The sequence below is a fragment of the Paenibacillus sp. N3.4 genome (assembly GCF_008017805.1).
Taxonomy (GTDB): Bacteria; Bacillota; Bacilli; order Paenibacillales; family NBRC-103111; genus Paenibacillus_E.
The window spans coordinates 17,597-42,857 of the sequence record NZ_VRTT01000030.1 but is presented as its reverse complement, the minus strand read 5'-3'; the positions used below and the strand labels follow the sequence as shown (position 1 = coordinate 42,857).

Sequence of the window (25,261 nt, the reverse complement as noted above, 5' to 3'; positions counted from 1 at the left end):
TCCATATGATGATGGTGAAGGAGGGATGTCCCATGTTTCATGTTACCTTAGTGAAACGGTTCACCACTGCACTTATGTTGACACTCATGATTACAATAAGCGCTGCATGCGCGGGTGCCAGCAGGACAAGCATCCAAACTGTCCCGGTTGCGAATGCTGCGGAGATTCAGAAAATACAATTTTTGAACCAAATTGCCGATGAGATGTACAAGAACACGATGGATGGCCAAGTTATCGAAGCGCGCAGCAAGCTCATGCAATTGTCGGATCAGATTCCAAAGATCCATTTTGAGGGGATTACTTCTGTAGAAGGGCTGAACGCATTGACTGAAACGATTACGCAGGCGAAGCGGGTTTATAATGCAGTGAAGTATTCTCCGGAAGATGGACAAATCGCGGTTGCCAAAATTCGTCTAGCTACGGACGCCTTAACGCATAAAAATCAGCCTATGTGGCTTCAATATTATAAAGTGCTGCAAGATGACAGGATTGGCCTCAGTGAAGCGATAAGAGTGAATAAAAAGCAGGAAGCCATAACAAATTTTGGCAAGCTTTCTCAACACATCGCTGTAATTCGGCCCTCCATACTCATTAGTCGAGATGCGGGATCGGTAGAACAATTGGATTCTATTCTGGTCCATATCCGTTCGAATTTAGATACCTCCCCATTACCGCTTCGTCAACTAGAGTCAGGCCTGGATCATTTCGATCGCATCATTAATGAGCTGTTCATGAGAAATAAGGATGCAATGGCTTTCGTTCCAATCACAGATCCAAGACAACCAATTATTTGGTCATTAGGAATTGGCCTTATCATCGTAAGTGTCCTTTCATTTGCTGGTTGGAGAATGTATCAATCAGGAAGGCACATTGTTTCCATGAAGCAGACCAAAGAAAGTGAAAATAGGTAAAGCAGCAAAAAGGTTGAGATCGCTTGAAAAAGCCTCTCAACTTTTTGCTGCTTTATTGCGTTTTGAAGCCTTCGCCAATCACATCATGCACGTCCCCGATAATAATAAAAGCGCTGGGATCCATAGCTTTAATGAGCTCACGAAGCCGTCTTGTTTCATAACGATACACCACGCAATACACAACTTCTTTTTGATGGCCGGAATAGGCGCCTTTAGCCGGAAAGAGGGTTACACCTCTGTCCAGCTCCTTCGTAATGGATTGTGCCAAGCTGCCTGCGTGATCGGTTATAATCGTAAAGGCTTTAGCGGCGTAAGCCCCTTCAGAAATGTAGTCAATGATGCGTGAAGTAACGAATACGGCAACAAGCGAATAGAGAACTTTTTCTTTAGGTAAATAGAGAAAGGAGGAGCCGATGACAATGACATCGATGATAAGGATGACTTGTCCGACACTCCATCCTTTCTTCTTGTGTCCTATACGGGCAAGAATGTCAGAACCTCCTGTTGTGCCACCGAAACGGAACACCAACCCGAGTCCAGTCCCAAGCGTAATACCGGCATAGAGCGTTGCAAGGAAGTAATCCTGAGTGGTGTGAAAGGGGATCAGAAAGCCAATTCGGATGAGAATTTCCATAATCCATAGAAAGAAGGACAGCGACAATACACCAAGGATAGTATACAGCATCGGACCTCTGCCGAAGTTTTTCCAACCGATATAGAAGAGAGGAATATTGAATAACAAAGTGGAGATAGATGGAGGTATGTTTAATACGTACTTGAGCAGTAAGGATACGCCTGTTAATCCACCCTCCATTAACTCATTGGAAATAACAAAATAATGCAAGCCGAAAGCGTATATGGCTGTACCGATCATGATCATGATGACATTTGTAAACTGATCCGTGAATCGTTCTTTAAAGATCATTCGCGTTCCTCCATAAGCATATTGGAAATCGAAAAAATTTGTCAACGTTTCTTGTTTAGTTTAACATAGTAACGATGGCCTGTTGAAGAAGATAGAAAGAAGGGTGAACATGTCGGAACGTACACTTAAAGATATACAACAAGAGGTTGATACTTATATTTCCCAGTTTAAGGAAGGTTATTTCAGCCCTTTAGCGATGCTGGCCAGAATGACGGAAGAAGTGGGTGAACTAGCCCGAGAAGTCAATCATGCTCATGGGGAGAAACCGAAGAAAAGCTCCGAAGCTGATAATTCGATCGAATTGGAGCTCGGTGATATTCTCTTCATTACTATCTGTTTTGCCAACTCGCTGGGCATTGATTTGACGGAAGCACACGAGAAAGTCATGCATAAATTTAACACACGTGATGCCAACCGATGGACCAAAATTAACACCGAAACTACATAAGCTTCATAAACTATACCATCCCTGGCTAGCGGGAGATTTACTTTCGAAGAAGGAGGATGGGCAGATGAATGGAGAAAATCAAATACAGAAAGCTTATGAATCCATACTTGGTCATGATTTCGAAAAAGCCATAGCATGGTTTGAAGAAGCGATAGCTGCAGAGCCAAACAATGCTGCCTATCACTATAAGCTATCTATTACATTCGCAAGAAGCAATAAGCTGCTTAAAGCGATTGAATATGCGTCCAAAGCGCTGGAACTGGAAGTTGAGAATGAGGTATACCGATATCATTTGCAGGTCCTTCATGCAAGAGAATTAGTCGAAAAAGCATTAAAGCAGTTAAGTTTGGAGTCTGAACATGCAGAACGTGTGATTTTTTTATTAAAAGAAGCCATAACCTTGGATCCGCTCTCGATTGAGGCATATTTAATCCTTGGCGAGGCCTTCGCTTCACGGAAAGACTACGCAAGAGCGTATCAAACGGTTCAAGAAGCGATTCGCCTAGAACCCCATCATGAGATAGCGAAGCAGAAAGCTGCTCTTTATCAACTTAAAATGAAATAGACGAAAATATATATAGAACAAGGAGCTATCAACGACATGGAGCAAAAAATTCGAGTAGCAGTCATCGGGGCAAGCGGAAGAATGGGGCGAGAAGTTGTAAAGACGGTGCTGACCGATCCCGAAATGGAATTGGTAGCGGGTATTAGTCGATCTTCTGGACCTGTTGATTTAGGTAAAATGGTAGGCCTTGAAGAATGCGGAGTCCTGATGCGCAGCGATTTGGAGCAGGCTCTGACAGATTTAAGGCCTGATGTTTTAGTTGATTTTACAGGACCGCAAACAGCCTTTTCTCATACGAACTTAGCGATTGAGCTTGGCATACGTCCTGTCATGGGAACAACGGGTTTCACGCCGGAGCAAATTGTTGAATTGGACAAGCTGTGTCAAGAGAAAGGTATCGGCGGATTAATTGCTCCTAATTTCTCGATTGGAGCAATTTTGATGATGAAATTTGCGGCGCAAGCCTCCAAATACTTTCCGCACTTGGAAATTATTGAATACCATGGTGATCAGAAGTTGGATGCACCTTCCGGTACTGCTGTAAAAACCGCTGAATTGATTGCTGAAGTCAGAGAAGAAATTCGTCAAGGTAATCCCAAAGAAGAAGAAACCATTGAAGGTGCGCGCGGTGGGTATTACAATGGATTTAGAATACATAGTGTGCGTCTGCCTGGTATTTTCGCTCAACAGGAAGTTGTGATGGCTGAGCCAGGGCAGGCATTAAAGATTAGACATGATTCTTATGATCGCGCTGCCTATATGCCCGGCGTAGCCATAGCTATTCGTAAAGTGATGACTTATAAGGGAATGATTTACGGATTTGAGCATTTTATAGATTAATAGGCCCTGAGGGAGTGGACATCTGCATGTTGAAGATCGCATTAATTGCTCACGATCGTAAAAAAGATGAAATGGTGAATTTCGTAACTGCTTATGAGCATGTATTTCACGGTCATAAGTTGTATGGTACGGGAACGACAGGACAAAGAATTATGGATGCTACAAATCTTAGCGTTCATCGGTTTATGTCGGGTCCTCTGGGCGGAGACCAACAAATTGGCGCCCTTGTCGCTGAAAATGAGATGGATTTTATCATTTTTTTGCGTGATCCTCTAATGGCACAACCACATGAGCCGGATATTATCGCGCTTCTACGCTTATGCGATGTTCAAGGGATTCCGTGTGCGACGAATGTAGCTACAGCTGAACTGCTCGTTCGCGCATTAGACCGCGGTGACTTTGGCTGGAGAGAACTTGTACATAAATACAAGCCTGGTATTGAATAACATGAGTGAATCCTTAGATATTCTTATATTTGGCGCACATGCGGATGATGCTGAAATCGGTATGGGAGCTACGATCGCGAAACATACCGCTCTGGGTTATCGAGTAGGACTTTGCGACCTCACTTATGCAGAGATGTCATCCAATGGAACCGTGGAAACGCGGAAGGAAGAAGCAGAGCAAGCAGCTCGAATTTTGGGCGTAGCCATGCGTTCCAATCTTGGCTTGCCCGATCGGGGATTAGCGTTAACACCCGCCCATATCGAGCAAATTACCTTGGAAATACGCAAGCACAAACCCAAAATCGTCTTCGCGCCTTATTGGCAGGATCGTCATCCTGACCATGTCGCTTGTTCACAACTGCTGCAAGAAGCCGTTTTCAATGCAAAACTGCGTAAATATGCACCGGAATCAGAAGCCGTACTTGTAGAGCAACTGTTCTTTTATTTTATAAATGATGTCTATGAAGCAGATCTTTTGGTAAACGTGTCCGATCATTACGATAAGAAGATTGCTGCGCTGAGCGCCTATCGTTCGCAGTTTATAACCGGTCAAGGTACGGTGGCTACGCCACTTAACCAAGGTTATGTAGAGCGTGTGGAGGCTCGGGATCGACTCATGGGTCAGAAACGCATGATCACTTATGCGGAAGGATTCGTTTCCAAACTGCCGCTATTGGTAGATCGCTTCGATTGATCTGGAAAAGAGGTAAACGATGAGCGAGAAGCTAAAAATAGGGATAACCTGTTACCCGACATTAGGGGGATCAGGCGTTGTTGCGACAGAGCTTGGCAAGCTGCTTGCCGAGAAAGGTCACGAGGTTCATTTTATTACCCACAGCATGCCTTTTCGTCTGGGTAAATTTCATAAAAATATTTTTTATCACGAAGTGGAAGTCAGCCAATACTATGTATTCCGTTATCCACCCTATGATTTGTCACTGGCAAGCAAATTGGCGCAAGTGGCGAAAATGGAGGAACTAGACTTACTTCATGTCCACTATGCCATTCCTCATGCGGTTTGTGCGCTGCTGGCGAAACAAATGGTAGGGAGTAAACTGAAGGTTGTGACCACGCTTCACGGGACCGATATCACCGTGCTAGGACAGGATCAATCGATTTCTGACTTGATTCGGTATGCGATAAATGAAAGTGACGCCGTTACGGCTGTTTCGAAGGATTTAATTAAAGAAACTAGGGAATTATTGGATATTGACCGTGATATCGATTTAACATACAACTTTGTAGATAAAAGGGTGTATTACCCGCGTGATATCACGAAGCTTAGAGGTGAGTTTGCGAGACCAGATGAGAAAATTCTCATTCATATCTCAAACTTTAGGCCAGTTAAACGTGTTCAGGACGTTATCGACATTTTTGCTAAAGTGAGCAGAAAGATACCCTCACGTCTTTTATTCGTTGGTGAAGGACCGGATCTTTCTAAAATGATTTCAAAAGTGAAGGAACTTGGACTTACTGATAAAGTAACCTTCTGTGGCAAGCAAGACGATGTGGCGCAGGTTATTTCATTGGCGGATCTCATGCTGCTCCCTTCAGAGAAAGAAAGCTTCGGGCTAGTTGCACTTGAAGCAATGGCCTGCGGGGTGCCTACGATTGGTTCCAACGCCGGAGGAATACCCGAGCTCATCACACATGGGGAAACCGGATATTTAGCCGATGTGGGCGATACGGACAAAATGGCCGACTATGCGGTTCAATTGCTCAGCAACCATGTTCTTTATGAACAAGTGGTCCAAAACTGTCTTACACGCGCGCGACATACGTTCTGTAATGATATTACTACGGTTCAATATGAGGAAATCTATTATCGTGTGCTGGGAAGAACACTTCCCGAATCACATCGGATTACGGCTTCTTCTTGTCAGTAAAAGGAAGAGGCAGGGTTAGGAGCAACGGTTTGAATGGCTATGGAAACAAAAGTAAATGATCGCGGCGCAGCCTTCGTGCTTTCACAGCTGGCAGAAGCGGGGTATGATGCTTATCTCGTTGGTGGCTGCGTGCGTGACGCTGTGCTGGGAAGAGCAATTAAGGATATCGACATTGCTACCTCTGCATTGCCTGAACAAGTGATGTCGTGTTTTCCGAGAACGGCGCCGACAGGGCTGCAGCATGGCACGGTAACCGTCATCTTGGCGCAAGGGACGTATGAAGTGACGACGTTTCGCAAGGAGGAGCAGTATGAAGGCTTCCGCCGTCCTTCCTCCGTTGTTTACATCTCGGATTTGACAGAAGATTTGAAGCGGCGGGATTTCACGATGAACGCGATGGCGATGGACGGCGCGGGTATGGTGCTGGATCCATTTGCTGGACAAAAGGATTTGGAAGCAGGTATCCTCCGCTGTGTGGGCGTCGCGGAGGAGCGATTCGGCGAAGATGCGCTGCGCATGCTGCGCTGCATTCGTTTCGCCTCAACCTATGACTTGGAGATTGAGGCTGGCACTTGGGGGGCGCTGCTAGCGAATGCTCCGCTCCTGCGCCATATTGCGATGGAGCGCGTGCGAAGCGAGCTGCAGCGCATGGTGGAAGGCCCGAACCCAGCTCGCGCTGTGCGCTTGCTGCTGGCGAGCGGGCTTCTAGCTCATCTCAAAAAGCAGCTTCCGCTGCCTTTTGAGAATTGGCTCGCCTGTGATGCTGCGCTGGACGTTGTCAGCGCGCTAGATTGGCAGCATGACCGCTGGTCCATGCTGCTGATGCTCCTGGAAGTGCCCGCGGACACCGTCCGCAAGGCACTTCAGGAGCTGACCTTCTCCCGCGCCGATGCGGACGCGGTAACAGCAGTGCTGTCCCTGCGCGAGGCTATCGCCGCGCAGCTTGATTTAGGCGGCGCGTCCCATGACGCCGCTGCCTCGAGCACGGACCTGGCTCAGCTGGAGCGGGTCTGGAAGCTTGGCGCGGTGCGCCATGGCGCTTTGGCGGCACGCGCCTTGCTGCGGCTGCTGAGCGTGCTGCCGCAGGAGCAGGAAGCGCGTGGCGAGCTCGCGCGCTTCCTGCAAGCTGCCGCCCCGGAGCTGCTGCGCGGCGGAGAGATCTGGCTGAGCGAGGTTCCCTGCTTCAGCTTGAAGGAACTTGCCGTCACCGGCACGGATTTGGCCGAGGAACTGGATCAGCAGCCAGGCCCATGGATGGGTAGGCTGCTGCAGCAGCTGCTCGAAAAAGCGGCGCTCGGAGATATTCCGAACGAGCGCCACACTTTATTAAATGCCGCGCGTGATGCGAGTTAACTAGCGTCTTCGCGGCTTTTTTCATGATAAATTATCGAATAGATCGCGAGTGAAATCGAATGAATGAACGTATATTAGAGCTGTTTCAGGAATTTCCCGACGCGTATGTTTCCGGAGAGGAGATTAGCCGAAGACTGAACGTTAGCCGTACAGCGATTTGGAAGCATATTGAGGAGCTGCGAGGCGCTGGCTATGAATTTGAGGCTGCTCCGCGCAAAGGATACCGTCTGGTCAGTAAGCCGGACAAATGGCAAGTTAAAGAATTGCTGAGCGGTTTGAAAACGAAAGTGCTCGGACATAATCTTCATATTTACGGCGAGGTAGACTCGACTCAGACGATCGCCCACGCTCTGGTCGCTTCAGGAGCTTCTGAGGGCACGTTGGTATTGGCAGAAGCACAATCATCGGGAAGAGGTCGAATGGGCCGCTCTTGGCATTCTCCGGCGGGTAAAGGGATATGGATGAGTTTGGTGCTGACACCGCGCATTCCTGTCTATTTCATGCCGCAGTTGACGCTGCTCAGCGCTGTTGCCCTTTGTCGCGCCATTCAAAAAGTATGCCGTGTCGATATCGGCATCAAGTGGCCGAATGATCTTTTGATTAACGGGAAAAAAGTTAGCGGCATTTTATTGGAGAGCAGCGGAGAAGATGAAAGATTGAAATATGTCATTGCCGGAATTGGAATCAGCGTGAATTTAAAACGGGAAGACTATCCCGAACAACTCCGACCGATTGCTACTTCTTTAGCCATCGAAACGGGTACAGACATTTCAAGGGAAAGCCTTGTCCAAACCTTTCTATTGGAATTTGAAGAGCTTTATGCCCTCTATATCGATAAGGGCTTTGCACCGATTCGACTTCTTTGGGAAGCGCTAAGTGTCACTTTAAAACGAAAGATTCGTACGCATACGTCTTCCGGTTTGGTTGAAGGTATAGCAGATTCATTAGACGATTCAGGCGCGTTAACGGTTATTACGAATACAGGCGAGAAAATAAAGGTCTATTCAGGAGATATCGAATTGAAGTAAATGGTACCCAAAGTGAACCGTTTTTGATATAATTATAAGCGAGGCGGCATCCATCCGGAGCGGCACTCTACCTGTATGACATGTGGGATGATATTGGAATAATAACATGAAACAAGATGTTGGATTCTGCTCTGAGCCTTGCGGACCGAGACAGAAGGATCATTGGATTCTTTCTGCACGCGATCCTTTTAGCTCTTAGCTAAGAGGTTTTTTATTTTATATGAGGAAGTTGGGATTCAAGATGGAACAACGCAAAGCACTGACGACAGCGAAGATGAGAAAAATGAAGCAGGATGGTGTACCTATTACCATGGTAACTGCCTACGACTATCCTTCCGCCCGATTATCCGAAGAAGCTGGCATTGATATGATTCTCGTCGGAGATTCGTTAGGAAACGTGGTACTGGGTTATGATTCCACACTGCCTGTCACATTGGACGATATCGTGTATCATACGCGCGCGGTGGTTCGTGGAGCCGGTCATACCTTTATCGTAGCGGATATGCCATTTCTGACCTACCACAGCAGCCTGGAAGCAACGTTTCAAGGAGTTGCCCGCATCATGCAAGAAGGCGGAGCCAAAGCGGTAAAACTTGAAGGCGGAGCCGAAATTGCGGAGACGGTAAGAGCTATTACGCAAGCTGGTGTTCCCGTTGTAGGACACTTGGGTTTAACACCCCAATCTGTTCACCAACTTGGCGGTTTTCGTGTACAAGGCCGAAGCTCCGAACAAGCGGAAAAGCTGTTGAGCGATGCAAAGGCCCTTGAGGAAGCTGGCGCATTTGCGATTGTTTTGGAGCTGGTGACGGAAGAACTTGCTGCTTGGATAACCAAAGAGCTGTCCATTCCCGTCATCGGTATCGGATCCGGCCATTGTGACGGTCAAGTGCTTGTTTTCCATGATTTGCTTCAGTATGGTTCTGATAGTGCGACAAGAAAGTTTGTCAAAGCATATGCGAATATTGGAGAAACGATTCGTGCCGGCATCGGTGAATATGTGAAGGAAGTAAAGTCACGCGCATTCCCTGCGCCGGAACACACCTTTCACATGGATAATGATGTTGTGGAGTACTTATACGGTGACAAGGAGTAGTGACAGCTATGAAAGCGATCCAGACCATGGAAGTGGTTCATACCATTACTGAATTACGCACGCGCATTAGGGAATATCGTCGGATAAATGACCAATCTGTAGGATTCGTCCCTACGATGGGATATTTGCATGAAGGGCATGCCAGTTTGCTGCGAAAAGCGCGAGAGCAGAGCGGTCTTGTCGTTCTAAGTATTTTTGTTAATCCGTTACAATTCGGACCAGGCGAAGATTTTGAGCGCTATCCGCGGAATACCGAAAGAGATCTTGAACTGGCGGAAGCATCCGGGGTTGATCTGGTTTTCATGCCGGATGTCAAGGAGATGTATCCTTCGGCAAACCGAACAATAGTGAGCGTTGAAGGTGTCACGGCGCGTTTATGCGGGGCTTCTCGCCCCGGGCATTTTGATGGCGTAGCAACTGTCGTCAGCAAGCTGTTTCATATTGTTCAGCCGGATCAGGCTTTTTTCGGTCTCAAGGATGCACAGCAAATTGCGGTTATTGAGCAGATGGTCTTTGATCTTAATTTGGATGTCGAAATCGTGCCTTGCCCAATCTTACGCGAAGCTGATGGGCTTGCAATGAGCTCTCGAAATGTTTATCTTTCTAAAGAGGAACGGGAGCAAGCACTTGTGTTATCCCAGTCGCTTATGCAAGCCAAGGCGTTTGTGGAATCCAACCGGTTGTTTACTTCGGAACAACTGATTAGCAAGGTAAGCCGTCATATTGAGACTGCGCCGCTGGCGGTCATCGACTACGTGGAAGTTTTATCCTATCCGTCGTTAGAACCGCTTGAAGCTGTTAGCTCTTCAGACGATGACACCATTATTATTGCGTTAGCGGTTAAATTCGGCAAAACCCGTCTTATTGATAATCTGATTTTACAAGTTAGGAAGTGACGTTATGTTTCGTACAATGATGAAAGCTAAAATCCACCGCGCGACCGTTACGGAAGCTAATTTAAACTATATCGGAAGCATTACCATTGATGAGGACTTACTTGATCTCGTTGATATGTATCCGAATGAGAAGGTGCAAATTGTCAATAACAACAATGGTGCCCGACTCGAAACTTACATTATTCCCGGTCCCCGCGGCACAGGCGTAATTTGTTTGAATGGAGCCGCTGCCCGCTTGGTGCAAACTGGGGATACCGTGATCATTATTTCGTACGCCATGATGACAGAAGAAGAAGCCAAAACGCATCATCCGACGATTGCCATTATGGGAGCTAACAACCAAGTAGCGCAGCTGCTGAAAGAAGAAGCGCATTCCACCGTCCTTTAACTTACTGTTTAACCATGCATGAAATCGGCGCTGTTTACAAAGAATGAGGATAAGCTTTCGAAGCAAAGGTGGGATGCCAAATGTTTAAGCATTTATTTTCCACAATGAACGAAGTTTTGGAAGAAATCCAAAAAGAATATCCGACAAGTGACGTGGAAAAAAAGGCGGAGCTGGACGAACAACTGCAAGTTTTGAAAACGATGAGTGACGAATTCATCGAGGCATGGCTGCTTTTTGAGGAGAAGCTGGGAAAGTTTTATGGGGCGGTGCCAAGCAATACCCAAACCCTTCATGATGAGCTGATGGATCTCGATGTATCCGGTAAGCAATCGGATGAATTCATGAGAGGGCAGGGTTACTACAAGCTATACATGTACGATCAGGCGATCAAGCAGTTCGAAATGCTGATTGCGAAACAGCCGGACTTCTTATTAGCCCGGGTTTATCTAGCTATGGGTCATTTGCGGAAAGGCGAATTCGGAGAAGCTTATCAACATTTCCGCTTTCTCCTTCCCTTGACCGACGATTCGAAGATGAAGGCTATTTCCTACAATGCAATGGGCTGTATTCAAGTGCAGAATCAGAATATGGAAAAGGCCTTTGAATTTTTTCAAAAAGCGTACCATACTGATCCTTCTTGTATGGAGCCGCTGATCAATCTGGACGAATCCTAAAACCGAAGTGGCTAACTAGGTATTCCCTTTTCCTAATGAGATTTGGTATGCTAGGAGAAGTGCGGGACGAAGGGATTGAATGTACACGTCATGAAATTTGCAGTTTTGGATTTTGAAACGACAGGAAGTCAGCCTGCGGATGAGATCATTCAGGTTGGGCTCGTCATTATAGATCAATTTCAGATCGTTGATAGGTATACTTCTTTGGTCAAACCAGGGATTGGTATACCTTCTTCGATTACAACACTTACCGGCATTACGGAAGAGATGGTAGCGGATGCTCCTTCTTTAGATCAAGTGATGTCCGAAATGTTTCCTTTGTTATTTGATTGCGTGCTGGTCGGGCATCATGTTTCCTTTGATTTGTCCTTTTGCAAAAAGGGCTTACCTATACAGGCTACCCGCCATTTTCAGGACGAGTTCTGGATACAATGGATATGCTTCGCGTCCTATTTCCTTCGATTTCCAGCTTGCAGCTCAGCATGGTAGCTGCTTTATTCGGTATTGATCACGAAAGGCCGCATCAAGCAGATAGCGATGCTGAGGTGACGGCGCTGATCTGGATAATTTGTATGGAGCGTTTGTTAAGCTTACCGTTATTAACCGTGCAACGGCTTCATCACATTTTCGAAAGCGGTGCCAGTGATTTAGGTTGGTTTTTGGACGAAATTTGTTTGTATAAAGAATCAATCACGAGTGTGGACATGGATACAAATCGCTATTTCAGACAGTTTACGATCAACGTAAGCGACTGGGGCGATGAGGAAGATTTACGCAAGGAAAGCGATGAAGACGGTCTGGGAGCATCGTTTGCGGATTTTCACAAGCAGATAAAAACCGCGCTCCAAGAAAAATTTGAAATCTTCGAGGATCGTGAATCGCAAGAACAGATGATTCGAGAAGTGGAGAAGTCGCTTGAGGACGATCAGCATTTGATGATTGAAGCGGGAACAGGAACTGGAAAATCGCTTGGATACTTAATTCCTTCGATCTATTATGGGATTAAGTATGAGAAGAAAGTGATCGTTTCCACACATACCATCAATTTACAGGAGCAGCTTCGAGAGCGGGATATCCCGTTGTTGAAAGAAATTTTTCCTGTACCATTCAAGGCAGCCGTTCTTAAAGGACGCAGTCATTACTTATGCTTGCGTAAATTCGAGACCAAGCTGACAACACGCGATTATGAGAATGGCAAAGAAGATCCAATTACGGCGGCCCAGATGGTCGTATGGTTAAGTGAGACTGAGCATGGGGATGAAGAAGAGCTGCATTTCGGAAATAAAGGCGCGCAGTTCTGGTATACGGTTGCCAGTGACACCGATTCCTGTTTAAACCGCATGTGCCCATGGTATAAGAAATGCTTCTATCATCGCGCACGCAATGACGCCAATACGGCGGATGTGGTGATCACGAACCATTCCCTCCTTTTTACAGACATGAAGGCTGAGAATCGCCTTCTACCTGCTTATAAACACCTTGTCATCGATGAGGCTCATCATTTTGAAGAAGTGGCGAGCAAGCATCTGGGCATCGAATTGCATGCTTCGGCCTTTTACCATTCCTTGCTATGGCTGTACAAAGATAATCGCAGCGGCCAATTGCCGATGCTGCGCTTCCGGTTGCAGAAATCGGATGAACAGCCTGAGCGTGTCGCGGTTTGGTGTCAGACCATCGACGCTGTTTTTCCGAAAATTGTCAAGATCAAAGAAGATTGGGATCGGCTCAGTGAATCGCTTTATGAGCTGTTGTCCAGCCACAGTGATCCATCCCAAAGCGAAAACTCGCAATATGTGCTGCGGATGAAAGCAGAAACGCTGCCTTCCAATTGGCGCGAGCTTCTCATTATGGAAGATAACATTTATTTGAATTTCAATGATTTGCTGCGGACTCTGGAGAAGCTGCTGGCAGAAATTAAAGAGATGCAGGAAGTTTTTGGCGTTCAAGGGCTTGTGACGGATCTGAATGGCACTGTGAAGGAGCTTTACAATCATAAAGATGCCTTGCACTTTTTCATGAAGATGACGGATGAGGGCTATGTGTACTGGATGGAGGCAGGAACTTTTGCAAGATCGAAGTCTTTGCAGCTCCTTTCCGTCCCTACAGATGTGAGTGCACTGCTGCAGCAGCATTTCTTCGAAACCAAAGATAGTATTATTATGACATCCGCGACATTGTCAGTGAATAAATCATTCCAGTACTCTGCTGATCAATTAGGATTGGCTATTCCGCAGGACGAAGAGTCCGGGAAACTGAAGACCGTCCAGCTGCCATCACCTTTTAATTATCGCGAGCAGGCTTTGGTCGTCATTCCTCGTGACTTCCCAACGATTAAGGGAGCCTCTGGTGATCCCGTATTCATAGGTGCACTCATTCAATCGTTAAGCGATGTGGCTCTCATTACCAAAGGACGCATGTTGATTCTGTGCACGTCTAATCGAATGTTGAAACTGATCTATGCAGGTATGAAGGATGTTCTGAAGCCGCATGGCATTACGGTGCTTGGGCAAGGCGTAGATAGCGGCAATCGCAGCAAGCTGACTCGCATGTTTCAAGACAATAAAATGTGTGTTCTACTCGGCACCAGCTCATTCTGGGAAGGCGTTGATATTCCCGGCGACGCGCTTAGCTGTCTAGCGATTATCCGATTGCCTTTCCAGCCGCCTAACCACCCGCTCGTTGAAGCCAAATGCGAAAATATTAAAAAACGCAATGAGAATCCATTTATGAAGTTTTCAGTGCCGCAGGCTGTTATTCGATTTAAGCAAGGATTCGGCCGACTGGTGCGACGGGCATCGGATAAAGGAATTGTGATCATCTATGATACTCGTGTTATTGATACGTACTATGGCAAACACTTCCTCTATTCCCTGCCAGGACCAAAGATTGAACATATGACGACAGAGCAAATGCTACCGAGGATAGAGCAGTGGATGGGGGAGGCGTAGAGATGAAGTCACAGAAGATATCGGAAGCAGTCGTCCGAAGATTACCTATCTATTACGTTTTCTGAATGAGCTCGCGATGAAAAATAACTTGACTGTTTCCTCACAGGACCTAGGACAGAAATTAGACTTGAATCCTGCTCAAATTCGCAAGGATTTGGCGTATTTCGGAGAGTTTGGAAAAAAAGGAATCGGCTACGATATCGCCTATCTGATTGAAAAAATTCGTCAGATCCTGAAGCTGGATCGTCATATTCAAGTCGCGCTTGTTGGCGCGGGCAACTTGGGGCGTGCGTTGTGTAATTACAATACGTATTTGCGGAACGATATGAAAATTGTAGCCGTCTTCGATGCATTGCCAAGCAAAACCGGAGAGAGTATCAATAATTTGATTGTACAGCCGATGCACGATATGCAAGCTACTTTGTCCCAACTGGGCGTTCGTATCGGTATCATCACCGTGCCAGCGACAGAGGCTCAAAATGTGGCGAATCAGTTCGTTGAATGCGGTATAGAAGCCATACTCAACTTTGCTCCCGTTATTATTAAAGTTCCGCCTGAGGTTCGCGTTCATCATGCGGATTTCACTACGGAGCTGCAGAGCTTGGCCTATTATTTAGATTAAAATAAACGGCGGATGACAAAAAGGCACGATACTCATTATGGAGATCGTGCCTTTTTGGCGTTAAGAATGGAAAGTTTGCATACATTTGATTCTAGCTATTCTAGGTTGCAGAAATTTGCTTTTCTACAGTAACTGACTCATAGCGATTAAAGGGCAAAACTTCTAGAGTTGCCCGATAGTCTCAAAACTGACTTACAGAGTCGAAAATGTGGGGAGCCAGCAGAAACCTGCGTTGTAAAGCTGTTTTCCAGTGTTACAGAAGGAACCAAACCTAGAAACGGCTCTGTAAGAAGGAGAAACCGCCTTACAGAGGTCGAAAAGGATCTGAACCAGTAGAAACTTGCGTTGTAAAGCTGTTTTTCCAGTATTACAGAAGGAACCAAACCTAGAAACAGCTCTGTAAGAAGGAAAAGACCGCCTTACAGAGGTCGAAAAGGGATTGAGCCAACAGAAACCAGTACATCTTCACTTTAACCCTGAAAATCGTGATTACAGATAGAAATTTAGATGGAAAAACAAAATGGCAGAGTTCTGTTAAAATAAAGTGTCTAGACTAAGATGTTTGGTTCCTCCGGACGAGAAGAACCCAGGTGCGTGAACTGTAGCAGCCCAAGAAGGCCTCCTCCTCACCGAGATGCAAATAAGATCAGATTAGAGAAGTTGGTCCTTCACGTTTATAGACTGTCAATCTTAGGGTCTGAACTTTACGCCAGTCATTTCCTCACAGAGCAGCCAAGCCGCTCTGCAAAGCCCAGGATGATCACCCAAGGAAGTACACCGGACATCACTTGACCAAACCCATGCAAGTCTTCAGCCTTAATGACATTGCCAATATCGGCATCCATGCAATAAATGCCGCCTTTGCCATCAAGCTGAGGACTCGTCAAGCACCATACGCTGGTTGCAGCTCCCTGCTCAGTGGTCTTGAATTCCACACCTGCCGCGTACTTTTCTTCATCCGACATATAACGCACCAGATTGGTCATGATTCTCCCAGAATGGACAGAAAAGGCACGAACGCCATACGCAATGCCTAATCGGTCCAGCTTAACCGCAAATAATGCATTGGCAGATTTGGACTGCCCATATGCCTTCCACTTGTTATACTCCTGATGTTCGAAGTTTGGATCTTCAAAATCAACGCCTCCGAAGCGGACACCGGTAGAAGAGACGGATACTATACGCGCGTTTCCTGTTTATTTCAAAGACAGCCAGAGCCGAGTGGTCAACTGAAAGTGCCCCAAGTGATTGGTCGTGAACTGGGATTCGTAGCCGTGCTGATCGCGCACCAGCGGAGGAGCCATGATACCTGCATTATTAATGAGCATATCCAACTGCCGGCCAGTGCTCAGAAACCGCTGTGCGAATGCGTCGATGGAATCGGAGGCCATAAGATCCAATTCCTCCAGCTCCACTCTCGGAATATCCGCAATAAAAGGGCTTGATTTCTCCGGCGTACGCGCGGGTACAATTATTTTCGCGCCTGCTTCTGCCAGAGTGCGAGTTGTTTCAAGTCCAATGCCGGAGTACCCGCTAGTCACAATGGCGAACTTGCCGCTCAGGTCAAGTCTAGCTAGGGTATCCCGCGCTGTTGTTTGGGGACCGAAGCCCGAAGGGATGGGGGCTTGAGCTGTTATCTGTGGGCATCGCTCATTCTCCTCCTAAGCCTGTGAACGCTTCATCAGGTCCTTAAAGTGGTCTAGCTTGTAATTCATCATTTCCAAAGAGGCTTGCATTTCGGCCATCTGCGACTCAATTTTCAGTTTGTGCTCATGAATGATTGTCTGCTATGAGTTATTGTCGGTAGATCCATACCATTCAATACAATGGCTCATGTTCTGTCAATTATGTGTGGACCTACACAAAAAACCGTCAGGAGAATTTAAATTCCCTGACGGTCCATTTTTGACAGCCTTTTACTTACTGTCCAAGAATAAGTCTAAACAAAATAAAGTAAATGGAGAAAGCAAGAGCGATACTGATTGGAATCGTAATGATCCAAGTAATCAGCATGCGGCCAACCGTTGCCCATTGAACCTCATGAAAACGCATGACACTGCCTGTCCCAATAATTGCGGAGGAAATAACGTGAGTTGTTGACAGTGGTTTACCGATATGTGTTGAAAATTGGATAACAAGGGAGGAGGTCAAGTCTGCCGCAAAACCATTGATCGGCTCAATTTTAACAATTTTACCTGAAATCGTTTTGATAATACGCCATCCTCCGATGGAAGTACCGAGTCCCATAGCCAAAGCAGCGGAAATTTTGACCCAAAGCGGAACGTTCAAATCACTTTGATAATTCGCCGCGACCAGACCGAAAACGATAATACCCATCGCTTTTTGGGCATCGTTTCCACCATGTGAGTAGGAAAGCAAGCCTGCCGATAGAATTTGCAAGGTACGAAACATGCGATTTAGCTTAGAACGCGATTTATTCCCGGACCATAGTATAATATATTTGATTAAGACCATGATGAGATAACCAAGTGCGAAAGCAATAATCGGCGATAAAATAAGAATGATAATAATTTGTGTGAAACCATTCCAATTGACGGCATGTAATCCTGCTCCAGCAATAACGGCACCGGCCAAGGAACCGAGCAGCGTATGTGAGGAGGAAGAAGGGATCGCCAAGTACCATGTCAATAAGTTCCAAATGATCGCTGCAAGTAAAGCAGCAATAACGATCTGGACGCCATTTTCAATCTTAGCGGGGTTGGCAATGCTGCCACCAACGGTTTGGCAACTTCCGAAGAGACGATGGCTCCGACGAAGTTAAGAGTTGCAGCCATGATAACGGCAACACGCGGACTTAACGCGCGGGTGGAGATGGATGTTGCAATCGCATTGGCCGTATCGTGAAATCCGTTAATGAAATCAAATAGTAAGGCAAGTACCACGATGACGATCAGATAAGTTAACATGATTTCCTCCTAAGAGTTGGGAAGCGGAAAACTTGGTTTGCATATATAGACATGAACGATGCCTATGAATAACGCAGGACTACACTATCAAGAATGTTAGCAACATCTTCGCAGGCATCCGTAGTTTCTTCTAGGCGCTCATAAATTTCTTTTAGTTTGAAATCTTCATAGGGGTCTTTACGGGTTTGGAATATTTGACGAATGCCTTCGCGCATCAAACGGTCCCCATCATTTTCCAGTGAGTTAATAGCAACGGTATGCTCAGGGATTTGCATGTATTTCTTCTTGGCCAACAGTTTGAAGGCGTCAAGCATGTGCTGACACGAGTCTACGATAACGGCGGAGAATTCTTTCATAAACGAATCGGTATGAGAAACACTTAAGTAATCGAAACGAGCGATTGTCGCTTCAATGCCGTCTGTCACATCATCCACTTTGGAAGCAAGCTCCATAATATCTTCACGATCTAATGGTGTGATGAACACTTTGTTCAAGCCTTTGAAGATTTCGTGGGTAATCGAGTCACCTGCATGCTCTAAATCATGGATGGGTTTTACGTATTCGATCGGTGGTTTATCACCCATCATGGCTGTTCGAAATAATTGAGATGTTTGCAGGGCGTTTTCGGCGGCACGGATTAGAAGTTGCAAGAAATCGACTTCATTTTTTTTCGTGAACAGCGTTGTCATAGAATCCTCCTAGATTTTTACTATATGTACAAAATATTGATCGAATTTTAAGAATAATTGGACCATTTTTGTAGAAAAACTCACAAAGTTAAAAATATCATAATATTCGTTCCTAAAGCAACGGTTATTCCGTGACAATTTACAATTTCTCAACAATCGGATCCTTTCTTGATTTTACATGCCTGAAGTTGTACAGTTGAAAAAGCAATGTTTGTTTATAGAATGCGTTGAGAGAGGGATCATTTAGCATGAAAAAAACATTAATAACAAATGGATATTTTATTTTTAATAATGAAGGAAAATCTTGGATCAAAGGCCATATGGTTATTGAGGACAATCGAATTACATACATAGGTGAGCAAATACCGGAACCAAAAGAAAGCTATGAGAACATTATTGACGGCACGAATAAACTATATATGCCTGGATTGGTCAATTCCCATGGGCATGCAGCTATGTCGCTTTTACGCGGTTATGGAGACGATCTGGCCTTGCAAGTATGGTTAGAAGAGAAAATGTGGCCGATGGAAGCCAAATTCACTTCCCAAGATGTGAAATGGGGTTCACTGCTTTCGATCGTTGAAATGATTAAAGGTGGTACAACAACTATCGTTGACATGTATGACCATATGAATGAGGTTGCTCAAGCAATCGAATTATCAGGGATGCGCGGTGTTCTGACTCGTGGCGTTATTGGGCTATGTCCGCCCGATGTTCAGACAGCAAAATTGCAAGAAGCAATGGAGTTCGCAAAAAATTGGCACGGACAAGCGGGCGGAAGAATCACGACGATGATGTCGCCTCACGCTCCTTATACATGTCCTCCTGACTACATTGAACGAATCGTGCAGGCCGCTCATGACTTGAACTTGCCGATTCATACGCACATGTCGGAGACAAAGCGTGAAGTACAAACGAACGTAGATCAATATGGACTAAGACCTGTCGCTCATTTAGAGAAGATTGGCGTTTTCAGCAGACCGACGCTTGTAGCTCACGGTGTCCATCTCACGGATGAAGAAATTGATATTCTACAAAAATATGATGTTCGCGTTTCCCACAACCCAGGGAGCAATCTTAAGCTTGCTAGCGGCGTAGCTCGTGTTCCTGAATTGCTTCGTGCAGGTGTTAAGGTTTCATTAGGAACCGATGGCGCAGCGTCGAACAATAACTTGGATATGTTTGAAGAAATGAGACTAGCCGCGCTTATCCATAAAGGCGTGTCCGGCGATCCTCTGGCTGTTCCGGCAGCTGAAGCTCTTCGATTAGGAACAAAAATGGGTGCTGAATCCGTATGGCTAGAGGATGTTGGCGAACTTTCCCCAGGGATGAAGGCTGACTTTATCGCATTGGATATTGATCAACCGCACTTCATGCCGAAAACTGATTTTGTTTCTCATATTGTTTACTCCGCATCTGCAAAAGATGTAGTCGATGTCTGCGTAGACGGAAATTGGATCGTACGTAATGGCGAATGCTTAACGCTTGATGAAGAGAAGATCAAGCGTGAATTTGAACATAGCTTTGAGAAGCTGATTGGGTAATGCTGCCTTAAGTTCGTCTGTAGGAGGTGAACGGCTTTCATGAATTGGAAACGTAGAATTGCTTTCGGTGTGTTTATTATAGTGACGTTGGGTGTCGTGCTCAGCCGCTTCTACCTAAACGTTCAGAATGACCACTGGGCAGGCAAGAGTCAAGCTGTGGAAACAGCTTATGAGAAAAGTATTTTAGCCAAGGCAACCAAAGTGGATAACTTCTATGGAGATGAATCGTTTCAGATTGTCTATGGGGAAGATAAGATCGGTCAGGGAGTTATCGTTTGGGTATCTGATCAAGAAGTTCATGCGGAAATGACCGCGGATAATTTTACGGAAGAGCAAGTTCGCGACATCATGCTCAAAAAAGGATCCGAATATGAAGTTGAACGTGTGATGCCTGGCAAGCTGGGAAACGACTATGTTTGGGAAGTTTTCTATAAGAAGAAGGACGATAGTGGAACACGCTATTTCTACGATTATTATAATTTCAAAGATGGACATAGTTTGGATACTTACAGACTCAGCCTGCAATAGGCTGAGTTTTGTTGTTTCCACTCATTTCATAAAGCTAATAGATATATCGCGTGATATACTAATCGTATAGCAATCGCGATGAATAATAAAATCAAATCATAGAAAGGGGACGTTGACTGATGAAGCTGCGTCTCTTACCTGTCGTTATCAGTATTGTCATTTCTTCTGCTGTGTTGTTCGGAGGGTGGTTCGCTTATACGAGTTTCGCTATGGAAAACCCGTTATCCAATCTCATTAGCCAAGTTCCCGGTGTCGCGAGCTCGACCATGAAATTGACCAATGATCGTGTTGATATAGAAGTAAACTTAAAGGCTGATGCCAATCTGAAGACTGTCGTAGATACGATTCATAAAGAGGGTGCTTCGATTATTGGCAAACGTACTGTGAGGATTGATGTCAAGGGAAATCCATCTGCCGATCTAGAGCAGTGGTGGTCCAAAGCCTTATTTGAAGTAGCGCAAGCCATGGAAACAAAACATTATGCAGATATACCAACGACCTTACAGAAATATGCTGCGGATGTGCCGAATATGAAGGTGGACAGTCAAATGGACGAAAACAATGTATACATCCGTTTGACGAACGGAGATGCGACTAAATTTATAATGCTTCCACGGAAATCTACACAGATGGGAGTGTGGCCGAATGAGTAAATTATATAAAGAAATCGGTATTGGTTTTGTACCGGTTTTACTGATATTCTTAGCTTTTGTTGGCGTCAATATTGTTCCGCTTTTATTTGTTGCTGTGCTCGGAGTGTCATTATTTTATATGATTCGCAGTCGCGGCGGAGCGGGAGTTTCAGCTGGCGGTGAACGGAAAAACAGGAACAGAACGCCTTCCTACTTGACCTTTGAGGAAATCGGAGGACAGGATCGAGCAAAGAAAGAACTTATGGAAGCTCTTGATTTTCTGATTAAACACGAAGAAATTAAAAAGTTAGGCATACGTCCGCTAAAAGGTATTTTGCTAACAGGACCTCCAGGGACAGGGAAAACATTAATGGCTAAAGCAGCGGCACATTATACGAATTCTGTCTATATAGCTGCTTCAGGCAGTGAGTTTGTTGAAATGTATGTCGGTGTTGGAGCTAGTCGCGTACGCGACCTTTTTAAAGATGCAAGAACGCGAGCAATCAAAGAAGGCAAAGAAAGTGCCATTATATTTATTGATGAAATTGATGTTATTGGCGGTAAGCGTGATGGTGGGCAGCATCGAGAATACGATCAAACGCTGAATCAGTTATTGACGGAAATGGATGGGATTCATACCCACGACGCTCCGCGTGTTCTTATTATGGCAGCGACGAACCGGAAAGAAATGCTCGATAGCGCACTTTTGCGTCCAGGTCGATTTGATCGTCATATTGAAGTGGATTTACCTGATAAGAAGGGGCGTCTGTCCATTCTGGATATTCATGTGAAAAATAAACCGCTGGCTGATGGAGTCTCTTTGGAGCAGATTGCAGACCAAACCTTCGGATTCTCCGGTGCCCAGTTGGAAGGCGTGCTGAATGAAGCTGCCATCTACGCACTTCGTGAAGATAAAATAGCCATCGAGCAGCAGCATCTGGCATCGGCCATCGATAAGGTGATGATGGGCGAAAGAACGGATAAAGAAACGGCGCAGGAAGAAAAGGAACGCGTAGCGTATCATGAACTTGGTCATGCCATCATTGCTGAGTTGGTTCGTCCAGGCTCGGTATCACAGGTGACAGTAAGTCCAAGAGGAAAAGCGCTCGGTTATGTGCGTCATAATCCACCGCAGGATCAATATTTGTACACAAAAGATTATATTGAGCAGCAAATGATGATTGCCTTGGGCGGCGCGGCTGCTGAAGAAATGTTCTATGGTGGACGAAGTACAGGATCTCGCAATGATTTTGAGCAGGCACTTTCGATGGTTCGCAATATGATGGATTCAGGTCTAACGGGTTTAGGCATTATCGATCGTGAGATGGTAACCAAAGAACAGCTCATGAACGAAAATACGGCGATTCTAGATGCACTTATGTTAAGAACGAAACACTTATTGGAGCAGCAACGAAGCGTCTTCGAACATTCTTTGCGATATTGATGAAAGAAGAAGTGCTTTCTGGAGACACTTTTCGCACATTATTTGATGCTTCCGTTTCATACAGTGCTTGATAAACCGCTGACCTTAGGTCAGCCTTTTTTGTTTTGTTCAGGGTGAGGAAGATAGGGTAAGGGGTTTATTGACCGGTGGCCATATATTCGACACACTTTACTATCATAAATATGTCGAATTTAAGAAAAGCTGATGAATGTTTCGTGTATACTAATGAAATCAGGATGCAAAAAAATGTATGATGGTAATAGATTCTATTGAGAATCTGTTGAGAATTATATAGGACGCTGCTTAGAGAAGGAGAAACAAGTATGGCATTCAAAACGATTGGTGTAATAGGTGGAGGAACGATGGGACAGGGGATAGCGGAGATGCTGGCAGCCCGAGGTCTTGACGTTATACTCGCTGAGAAAACAACGGAAAAGCTGGATCGTGCGATCGAACAGATCACGGTTAGTTTAGATAAGCAAATCGAACGCTGGGCGTTGACTGAAGCAGAAAAGAAGCTAATCATAACGAAAATCAGAAAAGCAGAGTCACTACAAGACATGGCTGCTTGCGATATGGTTATTGAAACCATTACAGAGGATTTGAATGCAAAAAAACATGTGTTTTTTCAACTAAATCAAATTTGTCCTTCATCCATTATTTTAGCGACGAATACATCTACGCTAAGTGTTACCGAAATAGCAGCTGTGACAACCCATCCTGAACGTGTCATAGGTATGCATTTTCTACACCCTGTTGCAAAGATAAATCTCGTTGAAGTCATACGTGCGATGAAAACATCGGATGAGACGTTTGAACAAACGCGAAAATTTGTTGATGAGATTATTTACAAAAAGAGTATTAAGGTCAATGAATCGCCGGGCTTTATTACAACTCGACTGATTTGTACGTTGATCAATGAAGCTCTGCATACGTTGTCAGAAGGTGTTGCTTCAGCGGAAGATATCGATACGGCGATGCGGATAGGTTATGATTTTAAGCATGGACCTTTAGAGATGTGCGACCGCTTTGGGCTAGATTCTGTTCAGGCGGCATTAGAAGGCATGTTCCGCGATTATGGAGATATTAAGTACCGTCCTTCCTTTTTGTTGAAGCAAATGGTGCGAGCCGGCCATTTGGGTACGAAGACAGGCGAAGGTTTCTTCCGTTATGATAAGGACGGTGATCGGTTATGAATGTTTTAGTTATTAATGCGGGGAGTTCTTCGCTCAAATATCAATTGTTCCAAATGCAGGATGAATCTGTACTTGCAAAGGGCAGAGTTGAACGTATCGGTATGGAAACAGCTATCATAACGCATGAGCCTACTGGAAAGCCGGACGTTCATGAGGTTAGTGAGATTCTTGAGCATACGACAGCTATTCGGCGAGTGATCGAGATGCTCGTTCATCCGGTTCATGGTGTGCTAACTTCGACCGCGCAAATTGATGCTGTGGGCCACCGTGTTGTTCACGGCGGAGAATCCTTTAAGCAGTCTGTTATAGTGGATGAAGCTGTAAAAAAAGAGATTAAGCGGCTCTTTGATTTGGCGCCGCTGCATAATCCGGCGCATATGCTCGGCATCTCTGCGGTGGAAATAAACATGCCTGGCGTTCCTCAGGTTGTTGTCTTCGACACGGCGTTTCATCAATCGATGCCCGCGACGGCCTATCTCTATCCGGTACCGATGGCTTTATACCGGAAACATAAGGTTAGGCGCTATGGCTTCCACGGGACCTCACACAAGTACGTTAGCGAGCGTGCCGCAGACTTCCTAGGACGCCCGCTGGAGCATCTGAAGCTCGTTACCTGTCACATAGGTAACGGAGCTTCCTGCGCGGCCATACTAGGCGGCCTGTCTGTAGACACGAGCATGGGGATGACCCCGCTCGAAGGGCTGATGATGGGCACGCGCAGCGGCGATCTCGATCCCGCCATCGTCCCTTACGCGATGGGCAAGGAAGATTTGACGCTGAGTGAGGTCAGCTCCATGCTGAACAAACACAGCGGACTGCAAGCGATCTCAGGCATTTCCAGCGATATGCGCGAGATCGTGGAAGCGCTTGAGGCAGGGGATAAAAACGCTACGCTGGCTTTTGACATGTACGAATACCGGCTGCGCAAATACATAGGGGCTTATGCAGCGGCAATGAATGGCATAGATGCCATTGTTTTTACCGCAGGTGTTGGCGAGAATTCAGAATTGCTGCGCAAAACTGTGTGCCAACAGCTATCTTTTCTTGGCGTAGAGTTCGATGAAGAAGCCAATCAAAAGGGGAGAGGCCTAGAACGACGAATTTCCAAAGCAGGTTCTAAAGTGGAAGTGCTCGTCATACCTACGAATGAGGAATTGGTCATCGCCCGAGATACCTACGAATTAGTACAAGAAAAGGTCGACTGAATCTTTGATGAAAATAGTGTACAATAGATAAGATGTTCAATTTGAGAAGAAGATTCAAGCAATACAGTGGATA

24 protein-coding genes and 3 pseudogenes are annotated in these 25,261 nt (G+C 45.7%); 22 read left to right on the top strand and 5 right to left on the bottom strand.

The genetic code is table 11. The features are described 5' to 3' along the window. Positions 1–32 precede the first annotated feature (32 nt). Positions 33–911, top strand: a complete 879-nt coding sequence (locus tag FU659_RS16635) for a sporulation protein YpjB (protein ID WP_187274194.1) — start codon at positions 33–35, stop codon at positions 909–911. 52 nt (positions 912–963) lie between these two features. On the opposite strand, the gene FU659_RS16630 is transcribed toward FU659_RS16635, so the two are convergent. Next, positions 964–1,836 (bottom strand): YitT family protein, encoded by an 873-nt coding sequence (locus tag FU659_RS16630; protein WP_147948609.1) that lies wholly within the window; start codon positions 1,834–1,836, stop codon positions 964–966. Positions 1,837–1,945: 109 nt separating this feature from the next. On the opposite strand from FU659_RS16630, the gene FU659_RS16625 reads away from it, so the two are divergent. The 15 genes and pseudogenes from FU659_RS16625 to FU659_RS16560 all read left to right on the top strand — a co-directional run bounded on the left by FU659_RS16625 (position 1,946) and on the right by FU659_RS16560 (position 15,023). After that, positions 1,946–2,284, top strand: a complete 339-nt coding sequence (locus FU659_RS16625) for a nucleotide pyrophosphohydrolase (RefSeq protein WP_147948608.1) — start codon at positions 1,946–1,948, stop codon at positions 2,282–2,284. 64 nt (positions 2,285–2,348) lie between these two features. Beyond that, positions 2,349–2,849 (top strand): tetratricopeptide repeat protein, encoded by a 501-nt coding sequence (locus tag FU659_RS16620; protein WP_147948607.1) that lies wholly within the window; start codon positions 2,349–2,351, stop codon positions 2,847–2,849. 36 nt (positions 2,850–2,885) lie between these two features. Then, entirely contained in the window at positions 2,886–3,689 is an 804-nt protein-coding gene (dapB, locus tag FU659_RS16615) for a 4-hydroxy-tetrahydrodipicolinate reductase (protein WP_147948606.1), read from the top strand. A gap of 26 nt (positions 3,690–3,715) precedes the next feature. Continuing rightward, positions 3,716–4,135, top strand: coding sequence for a methylglyoxal synthase (locus FU659_RS16610; RefSeq protein WP_147948605.1), 420 nt, complete (start codon positions 3,716–3,718; stop codon positions 4,133–4,135). A gap of 1 nt (position 4,136) precedes the next feature. Continuing rightward, positions 4,137–4,829 carry a bacillithiol biosynthesis deacetylase BshB1 gene (gene bshB1, locus FU659_RS16605; RefSeq protein WP_147948604.1) on the top strand — a complete coding sequence of 231 codons (693 nt, stop codon included), beginning with the start codon at positions 4,137–4,139 and terminating at the stop codon, positions 4,827–4,829. Positions 4,830–4,848: 19 nt separating this feature from the next. Continuing rightward, a complete protein-coding gene (gene bshA, locus FU659_RS16600) occupies positions 4,849–6,021 on the top strand; it encodes an N-acetyl-alpha-D-glucosaminyl L-malate synthase BshA (protein ID WP_147948603.1) in 1,173 nt (390 codons plus the stop codon). A 39-nt stretch (positions 6,022–6,060) separates the two neighbouring features. Next, positions 6,061–7,374 carry a CCA tRNA nucleotidyltransferase gene (locus tag FU659_RS16595; RefSeq protein ID WP_147948645.1) on the top strand — a complete coding sequence of 438 codons (1,314 nt, stop codon included), beginning with the start codon at positions 6,061–6,063 and terminating at the stop codon, positions 7,372–7,374. Between the two features lie 59 nt (positions 7,375–7,433). Beyond that, complete coding sequence (locus FU659_RS16590) at positions 7,434–8,402, top strand: biotin--[acetyl-CoA-carboxylase] ligase (RefSeq protein ID WP_147948602.1); 969 nt, start codon at positions 7,434–7,436, stop codon at positions 8,400–8,402. A 241-nt stretch (positions 8,403–8,643) separates the two neighbouring features. Then, complete coding sequence (panB, locus tag FU659_RS16585) at positions 8,644–9,495, top strand: 3-methyl-2-oxobutanoate hydroxymethyltransferase (protein WP_147948601.1); 852 nt, start codon at positions 8,644–8,646, stop codon at positions 9,493–9,495. Positions 9,496–9,521: 26 nt separating this feature from the next. Next, positions 9,522–10,391, top strand: coding sequence for a pantoate--beta-alanine ligase (gene panC / locus FU659_RS16580; RefSeq protein ID WP_147948644.1), 870 nt, complete (start codon positions 9,522–9,524; stop codon positions 10,389–10,391). A gap of 4 nt (positions 10,392–10,395) precedes the next feature. Next, a complete protein-coding gene (gene panD / locus FU659_RS16575; RefSeq protein WP_147948600.1) occupies positions 10,396–10,779 on the top strand; it encodes an aspartate 1-decarboxylase in 384 nt (127 codons plus the stop codon). Positions 10,780–10,859: 80 nt separating this feature from the next. Further along, the gene (locus FU659_RS16570) at positions 10,860–11,453 is read left to right on the top strand and encodes a tetratricopeptide repeat protein (RefSeq protein WP_147948599.1); all 594 of its coding nucleotides are present in this window, start codon (positions 10,860–10,862) and stop codon (positions 11,451–11,453) included. 90 nt (positions 11,454–11,543) lie between these two features. Next, positions 11,544–11,942 carry a 3'-5' exonuclease gene (locus tag FU659_RS37250; RefSeq protein WP_261807868.1) on the top strand — a complete coding sequence of 133 codons (399 nt, stop codon included), beginning with the start codon at positions 11,544–11,546 and terminating at the stop codon, positions 11,940–11,942. Next, positions 11,825–14,401, top strand: a complete 2,577-nt coding sequence (gene dinG, locus FU659_RS16565; protein ID WP_261807867.1) for an ATP-dependent DNA helicase DinG — start codon at positions 11,825–11,827, stop codon at positions 14,399–14,401. The genes FU659_RS37250 and dinG overlap by 118 nt, the downstream gene beginning before the upstream one ends. A 2-nt stretch (positions 14,402–14,403) precedes the next feature. Continuing rightward, positions 14,404–15,023 (top strand): annotated as a pseudogene (locus tag FU659_RS16560) (redox-sensing transcriptional repressor Rex). Positions 15,024–15,736: 713 nt separating this feature from the next. Here FU659_RS16560 and FU659_RS37245 read toward each other — a convergent pair. The 4 genes and pseudogenes from FU659_RS37245 to FU659_RS16545 form a co-directional block, all read right to left on the bottom strand. Continuing rightward, the gene (locus FU659_RS37245) at positions 15,737–16,009 is read right to left on the bottom strand and encodes an SDR family NAD(P)-dependent oxidoreductase (RefSeq protein ID WP_261807866.1); all 273 of its coding nucleotides are present in this window, start codon (positions 16,007–16,009) and stop codon (positions 15,737–15,739) included. Between the two features lie 210 nt (positions 16,010–16,219). Beyond that, entirely contained in the window at positions 16,220–16,564 is a 345-nt protein-coding gene (locus FU659_RS37240; protein WP_261807865.1) for an SDR family NAD(P)-dependent oxidoreductase, read from the bottom strand. 379 nt (positions 16,565–16,943) lie between these two features. Then, a pseudogene (locus FU659_RS16550) lies at positions 16,944–17,950 on the bottom strand (anion permease). 62 nt (positions 17,951–18,012) lie between these two features. Further along, a complete protein-coding gene (locus tag FU659_RS16545) occupies positions 18,013–18,639 on the bottom strand; it encodes a DUF47 domain-containing protein (protein WP_147948598.1) in 627 nt (208 codons plus the stop codon). 248 nt (positions 18,640–18,887) lie between these two features. Here FU659_RS16545 and FU659_RS16540 point away from each other — a divergent pair, with 248 nt between their 5' ends. From FU659_RS16540 to FU659_RS16515, 6 genes and pseudogenes are all read left to right on the top strand, one after another. Then, positions 18,888–20,183, top strand: coding sequence for an amidohydrolase (locus FU659_RS16540; protein ID WP_147948597.1), 1,296 nt, complete (start codon positions 18,888–18,890; stop codon positions 20,181–20,183). A 39-nt stretch (positions 20,184–20,222) separates the two neighbouring features. Continuing rightward, positions 20,223–20,711 (top strand): cell wall elongation regulator TseB-like domain-containing protein, encoded by a 489-nt coding sequence (locus FU659_RS16535; RefSeq protein ID WP_147948596.1) that lies wholly within the window; start codon positions 20,223–20,225, stop codon positions 20,709–20,711. 119 nt (positions 20,712–20,830) lie between these two features. Beyond that, on the top strand, positions 20,831–21,364 hold the full coding sequence (locus FU659_RS16530) for a hypothetical protein (RefSeq protein WP_147948595.1): 534 nt from the start codon (positions 20,831–20,833) through the stop codon (positions 21,362–21,364). After that, positions 21,357–22,858, top strand: a pseudogene (locus tag FU659_RS16525) (AAA family ATPase). The gene FU659_RS16530 and the pseudogene FU659_RS16525 overlap by 8 nt, the downstream one beginning before the upstream one ends. Positions 22,859–23,110: 252 nt before the next feature. Beyond that, entirely contained in the window at positions 23,111–23,983 is an 873-nt protein-coding gene (locus FU659_RS16520) for a 3-hydroxyacyl-CoA dehydrogenase family protein (protein ID WP_147948594.1), read from the top strand. Then, positions 23,980–25,188, top strand: coding sequence for an acetate/propionate family kinase (locus FU659_RS16515; RefSeq protein ID WP_147948593.1), 1,209 nt, complete (start codon positions 23,980–23,982; stop codon positions 25,186–25,188). Before FU659_RS16520 ends, FU659_RS16515 begins: the two co-directional genes overlap by 4 nt. Positions 25,189–25,261: the final 73 nt, after the last annotated feature.

Bases quoted from the DNA above. Each gene is read 5' to 3' on its own strand.
- FU659_RS16635 (WP_187274194.1), top strand. From the start codon at position 33: ATGTTTCATGTTACCTTAGTGAAACGGTTCACCACTGCACTTATGTTG.
- FU659_RS16630 (WP_147948609.1), bottom strand. From the start codon at position 1,836: ATGATCTTTAAAGAACGATTCACGGATCAGTTTACAAATGTCATCATG.
- FU659_RS16625 (WP_147948608.1), top strand. From the start codon at position 1,946: ATGTCGGAACGTACACTTAAAGATATACAACAAGAGGTTGATACTTAT.
- FU659_RS16620 (WP_147948607.1), top strand. From the start codon at position 2,349: ATGAATGGAGAAAATCAAATACAGAAAGCTTATGAATCCATACTTGGT.
- dapB (WP_147948606.1), top strand. From the start codon at position 2,886: ATGGAGCAAAAAATTCGAGTAGCAGTCATCGGGGCAAGCGGAAGAATG.
- FU659_RS16610 (WP_147948605.1), top strand. From the start codon at position 3,716: ATGTTGAAGATCGCATTAATTGCTCACGATCGTAAAAAAGATGAAATG.
- bshB1 (WP_147948604.1), top strand. From the start codon at position 4,137: ATGAGTGAATCCTTAGATATTCTTATATTTGGCGCACATGCGGATGAT.
- bshA (WP_147948603.1), top strand. From the start codon at position 4,849: ATGAGCGAGAAGCTAAAAATAGGGATAACCTGTTACCCGACATTAGGG.
- FU659_RS16595 (WP_147948645.1), top strand. From the start codon at position 6,061: ATGGAAACAAAAGTAAATGATCGCGGCGCAGCCTTCGTGCTTTCACAG.
- FU659_RS16590 (WP_147948602.1), top strand. From the start codon at position 7,434: ATGAATGAACGTATATTAGAGCTGTTTCAGGAATTTCCCGACGCGTAT.
- panB (WP_147948601.1), top strand. From the start codon at position 8,644: ATGGAACAACGCAAAGCACTGACGACAGCGAAGATGAGAAAAATGAAG.
- panC (WP_147948644.1), top strand. From the start codon at position 9,522: ATGGAAGTGGTTCATACCATTACTGAATTACGCACGCGCATTAGGGAA.
- panD (WP_147948600.1), top strand. From the start codon at position 10,396: ATGTTTCGTACAATGATGAAAGCTAAAATCCACCGCGCGACCGTTACG.
- FU659_RS16570 (WP_147948599.1), top strand. From the start codon at position 10,860: ATGTTTAAGCATTTATTTTCCACAATGAACGAAGTTTTGGAAGAAATC.
- FU659_RS37250 (WP_261807868.1), top strand. From the start codon at position 11,544: ATGAAATTTGCAGTTTTGGATTTTGAAACGACAGGAAGTCAGCCTGCG.
- FU659_RS37245 (WP_261807866.1), bottom strand. From the start codon at position 16,009: ATGACCAATCTGGTGCGTTATATGTCGGATGAAGAAAAGTACGCGGCA.
- FU659_RS16545 (WP_147948598.1), bottom strand. From the start codon at position 18,639: ATGACAACGCTGTTCACGAAAAAAAATGAAGTCGATTTCTTGCAACTT.
- FU659_RS16540 (WP_147948597.1), top strand. From the start codon at position 18,888: ATGAAAAAAACATTAATAACAAATGGATATTTTATTTTTAATAATGAA.
- FU659_RS16535 (WP_147948596.1), top strand. From the start codon at position 20,223: ATGAATTGGAAACGTAGAATTGCTTTCGGTGTGTTTATTATAGTGACG.
- FU659_RS16530 (WP_147948595.1), top strand. From the start codon at position 20,831: ATGAAGCTGCGTCTCTTACCTGTCGTTATCAGTATTGTCATTTCTTCT.
- FU659_RS16520 (WP_147948594.1), top strand. From the start codon at position 23,111: ATGGCATTCAAAACGATTGGTGTAATAGGTGGAGGAACGATGGGACAG.
- FU659_RS16515 (WP_147948593.1), top strand. From the start codon at position 23,980: ATGAATGTTTTAGTTATTAATGCGGGGAGTTCTTCGCTCAAATATCAA.